Consider the following 17,743-nt stretch of genomic DNA (forward strand, 5'->3'; position numbering starts at 1 on the left):
ACATCATGGAACCCGATCAAGAGACTGCCGAGCCGATCCTGTTGCGCGAGGTGCGCGACGGCGTCGTCACGCTGCGGCTGAACCGGCCGCAGCAGTTCAACGCGTTGTCCGAAGCGATGCTCGCGAGCCTGCACGACGCGTTCGGTGTGCTGGCGGCCGATCCGCACGTGCGCTGCGTCGTGCTGGCCGCGCAAGGCAAGGCGTTCTGCGCGGGCCACGACCTGCGGCAGATGCGCGGCAAGCCGGAACTCGACTACTACCGCGCGCTGTTCGCGCAGTGCAGCCGCGTGATGCTCGCGATGCGCGCGTTGCCGGTGCCGGTGATCGCGCGCGTGCAGGGCATCGCGACGGCGGCCGGCTGCCAGCTCGTCGCCGCGTGCGATCTGGCGATCGCGGCCGACACCGCGCGTTTCGCGGTATCGGGCATCAACGTCGGGCTGTTCTGTTCGACGCCGGCCGTCGCGCTGAGCCGCAACGTCACGGCGAAGCGCGCGTTCGACATGCTCGTGACCGGGCGCTTCGTCGATGCGGCGACGGCCGCCGCGTGGGGGCTCGTCAACGAGGCCGTGCCCGAGGACGCGCTCGATGCGGCCGTCGCGCGCAAGGTCGCGGAGATCGTCGCGAAGAGCCCGGCCGCGGTGCGCCACGGCAAGCAGATGTTCTACCGCCAGCGCGAGTTGCCGCTCGATGAAGCGTATGCGTATGCGGGCGACGTGATGGCCCGCAACATGATGGAAGAGGATGCGGGCGAAGGGATCGACGCGTTCCTCGAGAAGCGGAAGCCGACGTGGCGTTCGTAGTACACCGCCGGATAGGCAGGTCGAGCGGAGCGGAACGGCTGTAACACACGCGTATTCTCCGGCTCGGGTTTCCCGTCCGCCGGAACGCAAACGGACCGCCCGAGGCGGCCCGCAAGTGAAGCGGCATGCGCGGCGGCGCGGTAGTGCGCCGCAGCATCGACCGCGGTCAGCGCCCGTAGCTCCCGGTCCGCAGCGCCGGCTGCGCGGTCGATGCGCCCGGCGGCACGATCACGACCGGCACGCGGCGCGCGAGCGCGCACATCAGCTCATAGCCGATCGTGCCGCTGGCTTCCGCGACGTCGTCCACCTTCACCTGGTCGCCCCACAGCTCGACGCTCGACCCGATGCCCGCGTTCGGGCACGGTGTCAGGTCGACGGTCAGCATGTCCATCGACACGCGGCCGACGACGCGCGTCATCACGCCGTCCACCGCGATCGGCGTGCCGGTCGGCGCGTGGCGCGGATAGCCGTCCGCGTAGCCGCACGCGACGACGCCGATCCGCATCGGCCGGTCGGCCGTGAAGCGGCGGCCGTAACCGACGGTTTCGTCCGGCGACAGCGTCTGCACGCCGATGATCTTGCTCGTCAGCGTCATCGCGGCCATCAGCGGCGTGTCGGCGATATGCCGCGCCGCACCGGTTGGCGACGCGCCGTACAGGATCGTGCCGGGCCGCACCCAGTCGCGGTGCGCGCGCGGATGCCACAGCACGGCCGCCGAATTCGACACCGAGCGCTCGCCCGGAATCCCGGCCGTGGTCGCATCGAATTGATCGAGCTGCCAGTCGACCTCGCCTTCGTCGGCGTTCGCGAAATGCATCATCAGCGTGATCCTGCCGATCGACGGTGCGCTCGCCGCGCGCTCCCACGCAGCGCGGAACGCGGCGGGCCGGTAGCCGAGCCGGTTCATCCCGGAATTCATCTTGAGCTGGATGTCGATCGGCTGCCGCGGCTTCGCGGCGATCAGCAGGTCGAGCTGCTCGTCGCAGTGCACGGCCACCGTCAGCCGGTGGCGATCGGCCAGCTCGACGTCGGCCGGCTCGAAGATCCCTTCGAGCAGCAGCACGGGCTTGTCCCAGCCGAGTTCGCGCACGCGCACGGCTTCGTCGAGATCGAGCAGACCGATGCCGTCGGCGGCCGCGAGGCCCGGGTAGATCCGCTCGATGCCGTGGCCGTATGCGTTGGCCTTGATCACGGCCCACACGCGCGATTGCGCGGCGGTGCGGCGGATGAAGTCGAGGTTGTGACGGATGGCGTCGGGGCGGATAAGGGCGACGATGGGACGGGGCATGGTGATGGCTCGGGTCGGATGTCGTTCGGCGCGCGGCGGCGCGCCCGGATCGGCAGGCTGGCGCGGTTATGCGCCAAGCCAGTGTTGAGCGCTATCTTATTGGTGTTCGACCAGTTTTAATTAACGTATTTGTCGACGATTTGGTGGAAATTTGGGTGGCGGACCACGCCGGCCGCAGCCGTCGGCGGCCCGTGCAGCCGAGTCTCCCGTCTAGAAAACCGGTGCGCGAACGGCACGGCGCAATGCTAAGCTCTCGGCGATCTTGTCATTGGGCAATGTAATCATAAAGGAGGAGACTTTGATGACGACGTCCCAGCTGTGCCTGTTCATCGTGGCGCTGTTGCCGTTCCCGCTGACGTTCCTGGCCAAGGCGCGCAAGGGCTACGACAACCGTACGCCGCGCGACTACCTGGCGAAGCTCGAAGGCTGGCGCGCGCGGGCGCAGGCCGCGCACCAGAACGCGTGGGAAGCGCTTGCGCTGTTCACGGCCGCGCTGGTGGTCGCGTGGCACAACGGCGCGAACGCGCATCACGTCGACCAGCTCGCGATGGGTTTCGTCGCGATCCGCGTCGTCTATACGCTGATGTACCTGCTGAACTGGGCGTCGCTGCGTTCGCTCGTGTGGTTCGGCGGGATGGCGTGCGTCGTCGCGCTGTTCTTTGCCACGCCGTGAGCGGCCGGTGAGCAGGCCCTAGCGTGCCGGCGCTGTTATGCGCCGCCCGCGCCGCGCGCGTGACTGTCGTTGGATGCGGGCGCAACGATCTTGGCGACGAACGGCGGCGCATCCGCTTCGCGGCGCAGGAACGCTATCAGCGGATCGAGCAGCCGGTGCCGCGTCGACGGATGGCGGCGCAGCACGAAGCGCCATGACGCATCGCGCTGGAGGCCCGGCACCAGCGGCACCAGACGCCCGCTGCGCAGTTCGGGCTCGATGAGCGGCACGCGGCCGAGCGCGATGCCCGCACCGCCCACCGCCGCGCCGATCACCTGGCTGAAACTGCTGTAGCGAACGATCTTCGTTTCGAAATCGTCCGGCAAGCCGAACTCCGATGCCCAGTTGCGCCAGTCGATCTCGGGGCTGTTTTCGTGCATCTCCTGCAGCAGCCGCGAGCGGCACACGTACCCCGATGCATACGGATACAGCTCGGGGCTGCATACCGGAAACACGGTCTCCCGCATCAGCACGTCGTCGTCGGCCCGCAGCCGGTGCGCGGGCACGTGCACGATAGCCAGATCGATGCCGCTGCGCGCGAAATCCGGTTCATCTTCGAGCACGACGGCATGCAGCGGCGTTTCGGGATGAAGCGACGAGAATTCCGCGAGACGGCGTGCGAGCCACATCGACGAAAACGGCGCATTGGCAGAAACGGTGAGCCGTTGCGCGGTGCCGCGAATCTCGGCGCAGGCGTCGGTCAGGCGCGACAGCGCGTCACTGACGGCCGGCAGCAGGCGTGCGCCGGCCGGCGTGAGGCCGATGCCGCCGAGCCCCGTGCTGCGTTCGAGCAGCCGTGCACCGAGCGATTCCTCGAGCGCACGGATCTGGTGGCTGACCGCGCTGGTCGATACGTTCAGCTCGGCCGCCGCGCGCGCGAACCCGCCGAGGCGGACAGCCGCCTCGAAAGCACGCAGTGCGCTGAGGGGAGGAAGGTGCGACATGCGGGGTATTGTAGTTGACTCAACACCCGTTGAAAAATCATCTTTTGCCGCGCGCGGGCCGCGCGGGTAGCCTCGATCCGGTCAAGAAAAACCGCACCGAAACACCGACTGGAGGGCTTCATGTATTTCGACCGACGACTATGGGCAATGATGGCGGGATTGCGCGGGCGGGTGGCCGCGGCGGTCGCGCTCGGGCTGCTCGCGATGGGTGTCGGCATCCTCCGTTTCGTGTTCCTCGGCCGCGTGCTGGCGCTGGTCTTTTCCGACGCGCCGGTGCGCAGCATCGTCGAAGCCGTCGTTGCAACGGCGGCCTGCGTGCTGCTGCGCGCGTGGCTCGATCATCGCCGCACGGTGCTCGCGCAGCACACGGCCGGGCGCGTACAAGCCACGCTGCGCGCGCGGCTGTTCGACCGGATCGCCGCGCTCGGCCCCGCATGGTTCAGCGGCGAACGCACGGGCGGCGTGATGCTGACCGTCGTCGACGGCGTCGAGCAACTGCAGATTTTCTTCGGCGTCTACCTGCCGCAGCTCGTGATCGCCGCGTGCGCGCCGGTGATGATCTTCGCGGTGCTCGCGTGGTGGGACGTGCCGACGGCCGCGATCCTGCTGGTCGCGGCGCTCGTCACGCTCGCGCTGCCGCAGCTCGTGCATCGCGCCGACCGGCGCGCGGCGCTCGCACGCTCGGCCGCCTTCAAGGCGTTCGGCGAGGAGTTTCTCGATGCGGTGCAGGGCCTGCCGACGCTGAAGGCGTTCGGGCAGAGCACCGCGTTCGGCGCGAAGCTGGCCGCGAAGGCGCGCGCGCTGTCGGACAGCACGTTCTGGGTGCTCGCGCTCGGCCTGCTGACGCGGCTCTTCACCGATCTCGGCACCGGCCTCGGCGCGGCCGCGGCGATCGCGGTCGGCGCGTGGCGCGTGCGGCACGGCGACATGAGCCTCGAGGCGCTGCTGATCGTGCTGATGGCCGGCAGCGAAATCTTCCGGCCGCTGCGCGACCTGCGCGCGGTGCTGCATCAGGGAATGATCGGCCAGTCGGCGGCGAATGCGATCCACGCGCTGTTCGACGCGGGCAGCCACGCGCCGGCCGCCCACGCGCCGCGCGTGACGGGCTTGCGGCCGGAGATCGCGTTCGACCGCGTCAGCTTCGCGTATCCGGGGCGCCGTGCGGACGCGCATGCGGCGCTGAGCTTCTCGGTTCGTGAAGGCGAAACGGTGGCGATCGTCGGCCCGAGCGGTGCGGGCAAGTCGACCATCGTGCGCCTGCTGTTGCGCCAGCACGATGCGCAGGGCGGCGCGATCCGCATCGGCGGCCATGACGTGCGCACGCTCGGCGCCGACCAGGTGCGCGAGATGATCGCGGTCGTCGCGCAGGATGCGACGCTGTTCGACGGCAGCGTCGCCGACAACCTGCGGCTCGGCCGCCCCGACGCGAGCGACGCGGACATGATCGCGGCCGCGCGCGACGCCAACGCGCACGATTTCATCTCGGCGCTGCCCGACGGTTACGCGACGCGCATCGGCGAACGCGGGCTGATGCTGTCAGGCGGCCAGCGCCAGCGCATCGCGATTGCCCGCGCACTGCTGCGCGATGCACCGATCCTGCTGCTCGACGAGGCGCTGTCGTCGGTCGACGCGGAAAACGAAGCGCTGATCCAGCAGGCGCTCGACCGACTCACGCGCGGGCGAACGACGCTCGTGCTCGCGCACCGGCTGTCCAGCGTGATCGGCGCCGACCGCATCCTGGTGCTCGACCAGGGGCAGGTGGTCGACGAAGGGACGCACGCGGCGCTGATCGCGCGCGACGGCCCGTATCGCCGGCTGATGGGGCCGCAACTGGAGGCAGTCGCCGAAACGGTCGGCGCGGCGGCGACGGCCGGCGCCACCGCTCGTGCGTCGTCGGGCCCGCAGGTCAGGCCGCTGAACGACGACGCGGCGACGATCGGCTGGCCGGAAACGTTGCGGACGCTGCTGCGCTTCGTGCGTCCATGGAAGGGCAAGGTCGCGCTGACCGTGCTGTTCGGGATCGGCCGCGTGCTCGCGTTCATCGGCGTCGGCGTGATCGGCGCGCTGGTGGTCGGCGCCGTGTCGGCCGGTCACGCGAGCACCGCGCTCGTCGTGGCGCTGCTCGCGATCGCGCCGGTGGCGGCCGTGCTGCACTGGCTCGAATCGTGGCTCGCGCACGACATGGCATACCGGCTGCTCGCGGAAATGCGCATCGCGCTGTTCGCGACGCTCGAACGCCTCGCGCCGGCCGGGCTGCTGCGCCGCCGTTCCGGCGATCTCGTCGCGCTCGCGACGCAGGACGTGGAGACGGTCGAGTATTTCTATGCGCATACGCTGGCGCCCGCGTTCGTCGCGGTACTCGTGCCGGCCGGCGTGCTGGTGCTGCTCGCGTCGGTCGCGTGGCCGCTCGCGCTCGTGCTGCTGCCGTTCCTGCTGTGGGCCGGGCTGGCACCCGTGCTGGCTCGCCGCGACGTCGACCGGCTCGGCACCGGCGCGCGCGAAGCGCTCGGCCAGCTTGGCGCGCACCTGACCGAAACGATCCAGGGGCTCGCGGAGCTGACCGCGTTCCAGGCGATCGCGCGCCGGCGCGAAGCGTTCGTGGCCGAGGTCGATGCGTACCGGAAGCAGCGCGCGAAGCTGCTCGACGACCTGTCGACGCAAAGCGCCGCGCTGGAAATCGCGAGCGGGCTCGGCGGGCTGGCCGTCGCGGCGCTCGGTGCGCTGCTGTGCGCGCGCGGCTGGTTTCCGCGCGAGTCGTTGCCGCTGCTGGTGCTGGTCGCGGTGGCCGCGTTCATGCCGGTTGCCGAAATCGGCCAGGTCGCGCGCCAGCTCGCCGACACGATCGCGTCGACGCGACGGTTGCGCGCGCTCGAGAAGGAGCCCGTGACTGTGACGGACGGCACGCAGCCGATGCCCGGCAACCCGGCGGTGCGCTTCGAGGAAACGCGCTTCACGTATCCGGGCCGCGGCGTGCCCGCGATCGACCGAGTGAGTTTCGAGGTGCCGCCCGGCAGCACGGTCGCGCTGGTCGGCGCGTCGGGCGCCGGCAAGTCGACGGTCGCGAGCCTGCTGCTGCGCTTCTGGGATCCGCAGCATGGTCGCGTGACGCTCGGCGGCGTCGACCTGCGCGACCTGCGGCTCGACGACCTGCGGCAGCACATTGCGCTGGTTGCGCAGGATACCTATCTGTTCAACGATACGCTCGAAGCGAACATCCGGCTCGCCGCGAGCGACGCTTCAGACGCGGACGTGCAGCGTGCGATCGATCATGCGGCGCTCGGCGATTTCGTCGCGCGGCTGCCGGACGGGCTCGCGACGCGCGTCGGCGAGCGCGGCGTGCAGCTGTCGGGCGGGCAGCGCCAGCGCGTTGCGATCGCGCGTGCGTTCCTGAAGGATGCGCCGGTGCTGATCCTCGACGAGGCGACGTCCCACCTGGACACGATCAGCGAGCAGCAGATCCGCGCGGCGCTGGACGACCTGATGACTCAGCGGACGTCGATCATCATTGCGCACCGGTTGTCGACCGTGCGCAATGCCGACACGATCCTCGTGATCGAGCAGGGCCGCGTCATCGAGGCCGGGCGTCATGCGGAACTGATGGCGCGGCAGGGTGCGTATGCGCGGCTCGTGTCGCATCAGGCGAGTGGGGTGGCGGCGTGAGCGACGCGCCGTCGCTCGGCGCTGCCGCGCGCATCCCGCAACCTGCGTTGAGCCGCGCCGGCGGTTGCCGGCTTGGCGCGCACGGTCGTCCCGACAAGGCGCCTGGTTGAATCGCCGGCCGTCCGCGCGAACCGATGTGCGGGCGGCGGCGATGGCGCGGTCGTCATCCTGCCACACGCGTTGCACTGGACGGCCGTCGTGGCGGCCGCACCCGCCGCCGCGACCTTCCCTTCAGACTTCTGCCTCAGGGCCGCCCCCGCACGACTCTTCCGAACGTCGTATGAAACCGGGGAACGTGTCGATCTCAAGTTCACGTCTTTGCCGTGCGATAACGAGCTGTTCCAGGTATTCAGCGACTTCAGGATCGAACTGACCGCACGCGGTTACTACGTCGCGCCGATCGATAAGGGCGCCATCTACGTGCGACCGGAAGACGTGGACGACGAGTCATTAGCAAAAAAGCCCGCGCAAGGCGGGCTTTAACTGAACAGGGATCCGGACCAAAGCCGGTTTCTCGTTAAGCACGCACTGCCTCTGAAGGGGCAGGCTTAACCTTCGTCGGCGCATGCTTTCGTGCCTGCCACAGGTCATAGTCCAATTGCATGCCGAGCCAGAAATCAGCTCGGCCGCCGCGCTCCGCACCAAGCCACTGCTCGAGGCGTAGCGCCATATCGGGCGAGATACTCGCCCTTTCGTTGAGAACACGGGACAACTGGACGCGCGAAACGCCCAGTTGTTCTGCCGCTTGAGTCACCGTCAGGTTCAGTGCCGGAAGCACATCTTCCCGAAGGATTGCCGCGGGATGCGGCGGGTCAAACATGATGGACATAGCCGTTGTAATGAACGCTGTACTGTAGATCCGTAGTAGAGGCGGCCTGTCAGTGAGGATCGAGATAATCGACGAGGACTGCATCCTCCCCATCGAACTCGAACGTCAACCTCCAATTTCCGTTCACGTCGACCGACCATACACCGTCGCCGGTTCCCTTCCAAGGGTGCAACCGCCACCCCGGTTGGTTCATGTCGTTCGGGCTTTTCGCCCGGTTCAACGCAGACAGTAGCCGCTTAAGTTTGCTCATGTGCGCCGCTTGAATGCCCGCTGTGGAGCCAGATTCAAAGAAGCGCTGAATGCCTTTATGGCGAAAGCTCTTGATCATAGAAATTACGCATGGTGGAAGCCCCTTTTTGCGGTGAATCAAAGCGTCTCGCACAAGACGCAAGGCAAGTATAGCCTGTAACGTTACGCGTTACAAGTGTTGTGAATGCGATCAACCTCGACGGATTTGCTCCCCATCAATCCGCCGAGTTTTGCGGGGCGGCGCCCGCGCATCCGTTCATCCATTACCGTCGTACAACGCCTCTAGGGCGGCCCTGCCGCTGGAGCCCGAACACGGCCCCGCCTCATTCCCGCGCCCGATCGTGCGCTGTTGGCAACTCTGAGGGGTGGGCTTCGGAAAGCCCAAGGGGGCGGCTGCCCCAGGGGAGCTGCGCGGCATGCCCCCCCCGGCCCGTGCATTTCGCCCGCCATCCGCCGCTTTCCTCCGATCTATCGGGCCCGCGCGGCCCGGGTTTGTCTCGATGAAATTCCCCGTTGCGTACTTTTTTGTTGTCGTAGTATCGCCGTTGACAACACATGTTGCGCCAATGTCTAATTCGACATCGCATGTTGCGGTGCTGCTTGATGTCGTCGTTCCCGCCGGCCGGCTGGCCGGCAACATCGCCCAATCATGCGGAGAGAAACCATGAGTCGCCGTTCCTTCCTGAAAGCCGTCGCGGCCGTTGCCGCGCTCGGCGCAAGCCTCGCGCACGCGGATACCAAGACGCTCGTCGTCGGCACCGATACGTCGTTCATGCCGTTCGAGTTCAAGCAGGGCGACAAGTACGTCGGCTTCGATCTCGACCTGTGGGCGGAGATCGCGAAGGACCAGGGCTGGAAATACACGATCCAGCCGATGGATTTCGCGGGCCTGATCCCGGCGCTGCAGACGCAGAACATCGACGTCGCGCTGTCGGGGATGACGATCAAGGAGGAGCGCAAGAAAGCGATCGACTTCTCCGCGCCGTACTACGACAGCGGCCTCGCGGCGATGGTGCAGACCGGCAACACGACGATCAAGTCGATCGACGACCTGAACGGCAAGGTGATCGCCGCGAAGACGGGCACCGCGACGATCGACTGGATCAAGGCGCACCTGAAGCCGAAGGAAATCCGCCAGTTCCCGAACATCGACCAGGCCTACCTCGCGCTTGAAGCCGGCCGTGTCGACGCGGCGATGCACGACACGCCGAACGTGCTGTTCTTCGTGAACAACGAAGGCAAGGGCAAGGTGCAGGTCGCGGGCCAGCCGGTCAGCGGCGACAAGTACGGGATGGGTTTCCCGAAAGGCAGCCCGCTCGTGCCGAAGGTCAACGCGTCGCTCGTGAAGATCAAGGCCGATGGCCGTTACGCGCAGATCTACAAGAAGTGGTTCGGCGCCGAGCCGCCGAAGATGTGAGCGTGACGCCGCAACAGCGCGCGGCCGTGCGGCCGCGCCGGTCTTGAATCGAACGGGGAGCGACAAGTGAATTTCGATTGGTCGGCGATCTGGGCGGCGTTGCCGGACCTGATGGACGGGGTCCGGTTGACGGTGTTCATCGCATTTTTCGGGCTGGTGGGCGGTTTCATCGTCGGGATGATCGCGGGCATGTTCCGCGCATACGGACCGAAGGCGATGAACGTGCTCGCACAGGTCTACATTGAATTGATTCGCGGCACGCCGATCGTCGTGCAGGTGATGTTCCTGTATTTCGCGCTGCCGTTGCTCGCGCACATCCGCATCGACGGCCTGACGGCCGCGATCATCGCGATCACGGTGAACTCCGGTGCGTATCTCGCCGAAGTGGTGCGCGGCGCGCTGCTGTCGATCCCGAAGGGGCTGACGGAAGCGGGGCTCGCGATGGGCTTGTCGATGCCGCGCGTGCTGCTGAAGGTGGTCGGGCCGCTGGCGTTCCGGCGGCTGATTCCGCCGCTCGGCAACCAGTGCATCGTGAGCCTGAAGGACACGTCGCTGTTCATCGTGATCGGCGTCGGCGAACTGACGCGCAAGGGCCAGGAAATCATCGCGGGCAACTTCCAGGCGGTCGAGATCTGGAGCGCGGTGGCTGTCATCTACCTGCTGCTGACCGGCGCGATGACGCTGACGCTGCGGCTCGTCGAAAAGCGGATGAGGATCCTATGAGCATGATCGAATTCCAGAACGTGTCGAAGAGCTTCGGCCACGTACCGGTGCTGAAGCACATCGACCTGAAGATCGACGCGGGCGAAGTGGTTGTCGTGATCGGTCCGTCGGGGTCGGGCAAATCGACGATGCTGCGCTGTGTCAACGCGCTCGAGAAAATCACCGGCGGCGAACTGCTCGTCGACGGCCAGAGCGTGCGCGGCAACGCGACGACGATCCGCAACATCCGGCTCGAAGCCGGCATGGTGTTCCAGCAGTTCAACCTGTTTCCGCAAATGACCGCGCTCGAGAACGTGATGTTCGGGCCGACCCAGGTGCGCGGCGCATCGCGCGCCGAAGCACGCGACCAGGCGATGGCGCTGCTCGACAAGGTCGACCTCGAATCGCGCGCGAATCATTACCCGTCGGAGCTGTCGGGCGGCCAGCAGCAGCGCGTCGCGATCGCGCGCGCGCTCGCGATCCGGCCGCGGCTGATGCTGTTCGACGAGCCGACGTCGGCGCTCGATCCGGAATTGCGCCACGAAGTGCTGAAAGTGATGCAGGATCTTGCTACCGAAGGGATGACGATGATCGTCGTCACGCACGAGATCGGCTTCGCGAAGCGGGTCGGCACGCGCCTGCTGTTCATGGATCAGGGCGGCATCGCCGAGGACGGCCATCCGGTCGACCTGATCGACCGGCCGCCGACGCCGCGCCTGAAGGAGTTCCTGAAACACGTGTCCTGACCGAAACCGAAACATTCGACATGCCGCTTTCCCTTACCCCCGTCATCGCCGGCGCGCCGTTCGACATCGGCGTGCGCCTCGGCGAGCTCGCTCGTCCCGTGTTCGATGCGTACATGCAGCAGAGCAGCGCGTGGCAGGCCGTGCGCCGCTGGCGCGGCCATCCGTTCGTCGATGCGCTGCGGCAGGCCGCGCTGGCCGCGTACCCCGATCTCGTCGCGGAACTGGACGGGATCGCGGCGGGCATCGGCTGGCCGGCCGAGGACATCTTCCTGTGGAACTGCCGCGGTGAGCTGATCCACAACGCGCCGGACGGTTGCACGACGCTCGCCGCGCGCGGCGCGGACGGCACCCGCTGGATCGCGCACAATGAGGACGGCGACCCGTTCCTGCGCGAGCGCTGCCTGCTCGTCGACGTGCAGCCGGCAGGCAAGCCGGGCTTCATCAGTTTCTACTACCCCGGTTCGCTGCCGGGCCATACGTTTGCCGTGAACCGCGCGGGCATCGCGCAGGCGATCAACAATCTGCGGATTCGCACGCCGGCACCAGGCGTGCCGCGGATGATCCTCGCACGCGCCGTGCTCGACGCGACGTCGCTCGACGCGGCGGCCGACGTACTGCGCTTGCATGCACGCGCGAGCGGCTTTCATCACACGCTCGGCGCGACCGGCGATGCGCGGCTGCTGAGCATCGAAGCGAGCGCCGCGCGCTGTTCGGTGATCGATGTCGCGCGGCTCGCGGGTCATGCGAACCATCTCGTGCATCCCGGTTGCGAAGCGGAAGCACAGATCGTCACGCAATCGTCGGCCGACCGCCAGCGGCGCGTCGATGCGCTGACGCCCGGTATCGACGCGATCGACGAAGCCGCGCTGCTGCGCGTGCTCGGCGATCGCGCGCCGGAAGGGCTGCCGATCTACCGCGACGACCCGGCCGACCCCGACGACGAGAACACGCTCGCGACCGCGGTGTTCGCGATCGGCGCGGCGGCGATCGATTTCACCATTCACCAGCACGGCACGCAGCGCTTCGCGACGCGCATCGTGCCGTCCGGGCGCGCGCACGGCGCGTCCTGATCCATGAGGCAACGCATGACGACCGTTTTCCATCGCGCTCCGCGCGCGACCTTGCCCGTTGCCGTCGCAGGCGACGGCATCGAGATCATCGATTCGACCGGCAAACGCTATATCGACGCATGCGGCGGCGCAGCCGTCTCGTGTCTCGGCCACAGCAACCAGCGCGTGATCGACGCGATCAAGCGGCAGGTGCAGCAACTGCCGTACGCGCATACGTCGTTCTTCACGACCGACGTGGCCGAGGAACTGGCCGACCGGCTCGTCGACGGCGCGCCGGCCGGCCTCGAACACGTGTATTTCGTATCGGGCGGCTCCGAGGCGATCGAGGCCGCGCTGAAGCTCGCGCGGCAGTATTTCGTCGAGAAGGGCGAGCCGCAGCGCCGCCATTTCATCGCGCGGCGCCAGAGCTATCACGGCAACACGCTCGGCGCGCTCGCGATCGGCGGCAACGCGTGGCGGCGCGAGCCGTTCCTGCCGCTGCTGATCGAAGCGCATCACGTGAGCCCGTGTTATGCGTATCGCGACCAGCAGGCGGGAGAAAGCGACGAAGCGTATGCGCAGCGCCTGGCGGACGAGCTCGAGCAGAAGATCGTCGAACTCGGCGCGGAAAACGTCGCGGCGTTCGTTGCGGAAACGGTGGTGGGCGCAACGGCCGGCGCGGTGCCGCCGGTGCGCACGTACCTGAAGAAGATTCGTGCGGTGTGCGACAAGTATGGTGTACTGCTGATTCTCGACGAGATCATGTCGGGGATGGGGCGCACGGGCTACCTGTACGCGTGTGATGAAGACGGCGTCGCGCCCGACCTGCTGACGATCGCGAAAGGGCTCGGCGCGGGCTACCAGCCGATCGGCGCGACGCTCGTCAGCGACCGCATCTACCGGACGATCGTCGACGGATCGGGCTTCTTCCAGCACGGCCATACGTATCTCGGCCATGCGACCGCGTGCGCGGCCGCGCTCGAAGTGCAGCGCGTGATCGCCGAAGAAAAACTGCTCGACAACGTGAAGGCGCGCGGCGAGCAGTTGCGCGCGTCGCTGCGCGAGCACTACGGTGCGCACCCGCATGTCGGCGACGTGCGCGGCCGCGGGCTGTTCGTCGGCGTCGAGCTCGTGCGCGATCGCGACAGCAAGGCGACGTTCGATCCCGCGCTGAAGCTGCACGCGGCGGTCAAGCGCGAAGCGATGCAGCGCGGTTTGATGGTGTATCCGATGGGCGGGACGATCGACGGCGTCCACGGCGATCACATCCTGATCGCGCCGCCGTTCATCTGCACCGCGCAGCAGATCGATACGATCGTCGAGCGGCTGTCGGGCGCGATCGACGCGGCGCTCGCCGCGGCCGGCGCGTGACGGCATCGATGCACTGAACCTCACCGGATCATCACCATGACAGACAGACTGCCACCGTTCGATCCCGCGTCGGCCTCCGACGCGCAGAAGGCCGTGCTGGCCGACATACTCAGCGGCCCGCGCGGCAACCTGAACGGGCCGTTTCTCGGCTGGATCGCGAGCCCCGAGTTGGCCCAGCACGCGCAGAAGCTCGGTGCGTTCTGCCGCTATCGCACGGGCCTGCCGCTGCGGCTGTCGGAGCTCGCGATTCTCGTGACGGCCGCGCGCTGGCGCTCGCAGGCCGAGTGGCACATCCACCATCCGATCGCACTCGACGCGGGCGTACCGGCCGCGACCGCAGACGCGATCCGGCGCGGCGTCGAACCTGCATTCGAGTCGGACGACGATGCGCTGATCCATGCGTTCGCGAGCGAGCTGTACGACACGCGGCGCGTCAGCGACGCGACGTTCGCGCGCGCGGAAGCGCGTTTCGGTCACGAAACCGTCGTGAATCTCGTTGCGCTGCTCGGCTATTACGCGCTCGTCGCGATGACGCTGAACACGTTCGGCATGCGCGCGGACGGGCAAACCGATTTGCCGTTTCCGGAGTAATCGCCGTGCAAGCGGCCGTGTATTGATCGTGCCGGAACGGCGGCCGCGATACGTCTGACGATCGCGCCGCCGGCATCAATGCAACCAAATGTATTCATGCGGGATCAACGGCCGGTGGCCGCGTATCATGGCTTGTTCACGTCGATATGATCGGTGAGCAAGCATGACGAGTACCCGCAAGACCTTGATGATCGCCGGAGGGCTCCTGGTAGCCGCAGCCGGCACTGCATACGTGATGCTCCTGCGCGCGGACCACCGTGCGATCGAAGACGCCGGCATCGGCGATTCGTCCGCGCCGGTTGCTGCGGCGCCCGCGAACAACGATCACGCGGTGCAGGGCGCCATCGCGCCGCCGGCACCGGCTGCCGCGACGGCAGCCCATGCCGATACGGCACCGAAACAGGCGGCTGTCCCGCCGCCTCCCGCCGCAACGGTGACCGCACCGGCGCCTGCACCGGCAGCACCCGCGCGCGTCAGCGCCGCACCTGCATCTGTCCCCGCCGTTCCGGTTGTCAGCGAGAAAGCGCAGCCGGTGACGAAACCGAGCGCGCCGCCGCCGAAGGTCAACGTCGTGACGGTCGATGCGCAGGATTCGACCCCGCCGGCCGCACAGCAGGCGCAACCGGTTCAGCCGGCTGCCCCGGCGCAGGTCACGCAGCGCGCGCCGCGCAAGCGCGACGGCCTCGAACGCCACGCGGCCGCGGCACCTGCCGCAACAAAATCCGCAACGAAATCCGAAACGCCGGAGACGGCCGAGCTCGTCAGGGAGTCGGCGAAGCTCGATCCGTCATTGCCGCCGCCGCCGATGTCGTCGATGTCGACGTCGTCGAGTTCCGGTTCGTATCGGCAGGGCGGTTCGTCGTCGGGCGCGAATCCGGTTGCCGCCGCGATGACCGAGCAACTGGTCAGGCAGTCGAGCAGTTTGAAGTCGACGACGCCAGTGCCGGCGAACGGCGATTCAACCTCGACCAAGTAACCACGCGCTCGGCTTCCGAATAAAAAGGACCCCGCATGCCGACCAAGGCATGCGGGGCCAAGAGAGACAAACCGTTGCGACGATGCGCTGACGCGCGTTAAGCAGCGACCGCTTCTTCGGCCCGCGGCTGAGCGGCTGCCGCCGGCGTCACGTCCTGCCGGATCAGGTGGTCGAACGCGCCGAGCGATGCCTTCGCGCCTTCGCCGACCGCGATCACGATCTGCTTGAACGGCACCGTCGTCACGTCGCCGGCCGCGAACACGCCCGGCACCGACGTCGCGCCGCGCGCATCGACGACGATCTCGCCGTGCTTCGACAGTTCGACCGTGCCTTTCAGCCATTCGGTGTTCGGCACGAGGCCGATCTGCACGAACACGCCTTCGAGATCGATGCGCTGCGTTTCGCCCGAGCGCAGATCCTTGTAGACGAGCCCGTTCAGCTTGCTGCCGTCGCCGGTCAGCTCGGTCGTCTGCGCCTGCGTGACGATCGTCACGTTCGGCAGGCTGCGCAGCTTGCGCTGCAGCACTTCGTCCGCGCGCAGTTGCGCGCCGTACTCGATCAGCGTGACTTCCTTCACGATGCCGGCGAGGTCGATCGCGGCTTCGACGCCCGAGTTGCCGCCGCCGACCACCGCGACGCGCTTGCCCTTGAACAGCGGGCCGTCGCAGTGCGGGCAGTACGCAACACCGCGATTGCGGTATTCGCGCTCGCCCGGCACGTTGATTTCGCGCCAGCGCGCGCCGGTGGCGAGAACGATCGTCTTCGCCTTCAGCACCGCGCCGTTCGCGAGGCGGATCTGGTGCACGTCGCCCGGGATCAGCGCGTCGGCGCGCTGCACGTCCATGATGTCGACGTCGTATTGCTTCACGTGCTGCTCGAGCGCGGTCGCGAACTTGGGCCCTTCGGTTTCCTGCACCGACACGAAGTTCTCGATCGCCATCGTGTCGAGCACCTGGCCGCCGAAACGCTCTGCGACGACGCCCGTCGCGATGCCCTTGCGCGCCGAGTAGATGGCCGCGGCCGCGCCTGCCGGGCCGCCGCCGACGATCAGCGTATCGAACACCGGCTTGTTTTCGAGCGACTTCGCGGCACGCTCGCTCGCACCCGTATCGAGCTTCGCGAGGATTTCCTTCACGCTGCTGCGGCCCTGGCCGAACGATGCGCCGTTCAGGAACATCGTCGGCACGGCCATGATCTGGCGCGACTCGACTTCATTCTGGAACAGCGCGCCGTCGATCGCGACGTGGCGGATGCGCGGGTTGATCAGCGACATCACGTTCAGCGCCTGCACGACTTCCGGGCAGTTCTGGCACGACAGCGAGAAATACGTCTCGAACGCGTAGTCGCCGTCGAGCGCGCGGATCTGTTCGATCACGTCGTCGTCGAGCTTGATCGGGTGGCCGCCGGTCTGCAGCAGCGCGAGCACGAGCGACGTGAATTCATGGCCCATCGGGATGCCGGCGAAGCGGATGCCGGCCGGCTTGCCGGGCTCGCCGATCGAGAACGACGGCTTGCGCTCGGCGTCGTCGCGGCGTTCGGCTACGGTCACGCGATCCGTCAGCGACGCAATCTCGTTCAGCAGCGCCAGCAGTTCCTGCGATTTCGCGCTGTCGTCGAGCGAGGCGACGAGTTCGATCGGGCGCGTGATTTTTTCGAGGTACGCTTTCAGTTGGTTCTTGAGATTGGCGTCGAGCATGGCGTTTCGGATTCCGTATTAATGATTATGGTCGGGCACGTCGTGCCGGAGGAGGGCGCGGGCCGCGCGATGCGGCGGCCCGCCGTCGCGCGCCTCGTGCGAGGCGCGCGGCGCGATCGTCAGATCTTGCCGATCAGGTCGAGCGACGGGGTCAGCGTTTCCGCACCCGGCGTCCACTTGGCCGGGCACACTTCACCCGGGTGCGCCGCGATGTATTGCGCAGCCTGCACCTTGCGCAGCAGTTCGCCTGCGTCGCGGCCGATGCCGTTGTCGTGGATTTCGCACAGCTTGATCTCGCCTTCCGGGTTGATCACGAACGTGCCGCGCAGCGCCATCCCTTCTTCCTCGATCAGCACGTCGAAGTTGCGCGACAGCGTGAGCGTCGGGTCGCCGATCATCGGGTACTTGATCTTGCCGATCGTGTCCGACGTGTCGTGCCATGCCTTGTGCGTGAAGTGCGTGTCGGTCGACACGCCGTAGATTTCGACACCCAGCTTCTGGAATTCCGCGTAGCGGTCGGCGAGGTCGCCCAGCTCGGTCGGGCAGACGAACGTGAAGTCGGCCGGGTAGAACACGACGACGGACCACTTGCCCTTGAAGTTCTCTTCGGAGACGGGCACGAACTCGCCGTTGTGGTATGCGGTTGCCTTGAACGGCTTGATTTGGGTGTTGATGATCGGCATGTGGTGGTTTCCTTTGCGTCAGTGGTGAGT

17 protein-coding genes are annotated in these 17,743 nt (G+C 67.4%); 11 read left to right on the forward strand and 6 right to left on the reverse strand.

Annotated elements, in window-relative coordinates; genetic code table 11:
• The first annotated feature begins 5 nt into the window (after positions 1–5).
• Positions 6–800: an enoyl-CoA hydratase gene (locus MRS60_RS18305; protein ID WP_243566349.1), complete on the forward strand. Its 795-nt coding sequence runs from the start codon at positions 6–8 to the stop codon at positions 798–800.
• Between the two features lie 166 nt (positions 801–966).
• Here MRS60_RS18305 and alr read toward each other — a convergent pair whose 3' ends face one another.
• On the reverse strand, positions 967–2,088 hold the full coding sequence (gene alr, locus MRS60_RS18310) for an alanine racemase (protein ID WP_243566350.1): 1,122 nt from the start codon (positions 2,086–2,088) through the stop codon (positions 967–969).
• A gap of 301 nt (positions 2,089–2,389) precedes the next feature.
• Between alr and MRS60_RS18315 the strand changes: the two genes are divergently transcribed.
• A complete protein-coding gene (locus MRS60_RS18315; protein WP_105392154.1) occupies positions 2,390–2,761 on the forward strand; it encodes an MAPEG family protein in 372 nt (123 codons plus the stop codon).
• A gap of 35 nt (positions 2,762–2,796) precedes the next feature.
• On the opposite strand, the gene MRS60_RS18320 is transcribed toward MRS60_RS18315, so the two are convergent.
• Entirely contained in the window at positions 2,797–3,744 is a 948-nt protein-coding gene (locus tag MRS60_RS18320; protein WP_105392155.1) for a LysR family transcriptional regulator, read from the reverse strand.
• A 120-nt stretch (positions 3,745–3,864) separates the two neighbouring features.
• Between MRS60_RS18320 and MRS60_RS18325 the strand changes: the two genes are divergently transcribed.
• Together MRS60_RS18325 and MRS60_RS18330 are read left to right on the forward strand one after the other, a co-directional pair.
• Positions 3,865–7,404: an ABC transporter ATP-binding protein gene (locus tag MRS60_RS18325; RefSeq protein WP_243566351.1), complete on the forward strand. Its 3,540-nt coding sequence runs from the start codon at positions 3,865–3,867 to the stop codon at positions 7,402–7,404.
• A gap of 72 nt (positions 7,405–7,476) precedes the next feature.
• Positions 7,477–7,887: a hypothetical protein gene (locus MRS60_RS18330; protein WP_105392157.1), complete on the forward strand. Its 411-nt coding sequence runs from the start codon at positions 7,477–7,479 to the stop codon at positions 7,885–7,887.
• Between the two features lie 34 nt (positions 7,888–7,921).
• Here MRS60_RS18330 and MRS60_RS18335 read toward each other — a convergent pair whose 3' ends face one another.
• Both MRS60_RS18335 and MRS60_RS18340 read right to left on the reverse strand, forming a co-directional pair.
• Positions 7,922–8,233 (reverse strand): HigA family addiction module antitoxin, encoded by a 312-nt coding sequence (locus MRS60_RS18335; protein ID WP_065503714.1) that lies wholly within the window; start codon positions 8,231–8,233, stop codon positions 7,922–7,924.
• Positions 8,234–8,282: 49 nt separating this feature from the next.
• Positions 8,283–8,561, reverse strand: coding sequence for a type II toxin-antitoxin system RelE/ParE family toxin (locus tag MRS60_RS18340; protein ID WP_074803724.1), 279 nt, complete (start codon positions 8,559–8,561; stop codon positions 8,283–8,285).
• Between the two features lie 585 nt (positions 8,562–9,146).
• Between MRS60_RS18340 and glnH the strand changes: the two genes are divergently transcribed.
• From glnH to MRS60_RS18375, 7 genes are all read left to right on the forward strand, one after another.
• Entirely contained in the window at positions 9,147–9,899 is a 753-nt protein-coding gene (gene glnH / locus MRS60_RS18345) for a glutamine ABC transporter substrate-binding protein GlnH (protein ID WP_034179831.1), read from the forward strand.
• A gap of 66 nt (positions 9,900–9,965) precedes the next feature.
• Positions 9,966–10,622, forward strand: a complete 657-nt coding sequence (glnP, locus tag MRS60_RS18350; protein ID WP_034179830.1) for a glutamine ABC transporter permease GlnP — start codon at positions 9,966–9,968, stop codon at positions 10,620–10,622.
• A complete protein-coding gene (gene glnQ, locus MRS60_RS18355; RefSeq protein ID WP_243566352.1) occupies positions 10,619–11,347 on the forward strand; it encodes a glutamine ABC transporter ATP-binding protein GlnQ in 729 nt (242 codons plus the stop codon). The genes glnP and glnQ overlap by 4 nt, the downstream gene beginning before the upstream one ends.
• Before the next feature lie 20 nt (positions 11,348–11,367).
• Positions 11,368–12,417 (forward strand): C45 family autoproteolytic acyltransferase/hydolase, encoded by a 1,050-nt coding sequence (locus MRS60_RS18360; RefSeq protein WP_243566353.1) that lies wholly within the window; start codon positions 11,368–11,370, stop codon positions 12,415–12,417.
• Between the two features lie 15 nt (positions 12,418–12,432).
• A complete protein-coding gene (locus MRS60_RS18365) occupies positions 12,433–13,767 on the forward strand; it encodes an aspartate aminotransferase family protein (protein WP_175748565.1) in 1,335 nt (444 codons plus the stop codon).
• A 36-nt stretch (positions 13,768–13,803) separates the two neighbouring features.
• A complete protein-coding gene (locus MRS60_RS18370; RefSeq protein ID WP_175748564.1) occupies positions 13,804–14,358 on the forward strand; it encodes a carboxymuconolactone decarboxylase family protein in 555 nt (184 codons plus the stop codon).
• A gap of 163 nt (positions 14,359–14,521) precedes the next feature.
• The gene (locus tag MRS60_RS18375; RefSeq protein WP_243566354.1) at positions 14,522–15,334 is read left to right on the forward strand and encodes an extensin; all 813 of its coding nucleotides are present in this window, start codon (positions 14,522–14,524) and stop codon (positions 15,332–15,334) included.
• 97 nt (positions 15,335–15,431) lie between these two features.
• On the opposite strand, the gene ahpF is transcribed toward MRS60_RS18375, so the two are convergent.
• Positions 15,432–17,030: an alkyl hydroperoxide reductase subunit F gene (gene ahpF, locus MRS60_RS18380; RefSeq protein ID WP_175748562.1), complete on the reverse strand. Its 1,599-nt coding sequence runs from the start codon at positions 17,028–17,030 to the stop codon at positions 15,432–15,434.
• A gap of 119 nt (positions 17,031–17,149) precedes the next feature.
• A complete protein-coding gene (gene ahpC / locus MRS60_RS18385; RefSeq protein WP_034179823.1) occupies positions 17,150–17,713 on the reverse strand; it encodes an alkyl hydroperoxide reductase subunit C in 564 nt (187 codons plus the stop codon).
• Between the last annotated feature and the right edge of the window lie 30 nt (positions 17,714–17,743).

The sequence above is a fragment of the Burkholderia pyrrocinia genome (assembly GCF_022809715.1).
Classification (GTDB): Bacteria; Pseudomonadota; Gammaproteobacteria; order Burkholderiales; family Burkholderiaceae; genus Burkholderia; species Burkholderia pyrrocinia_C.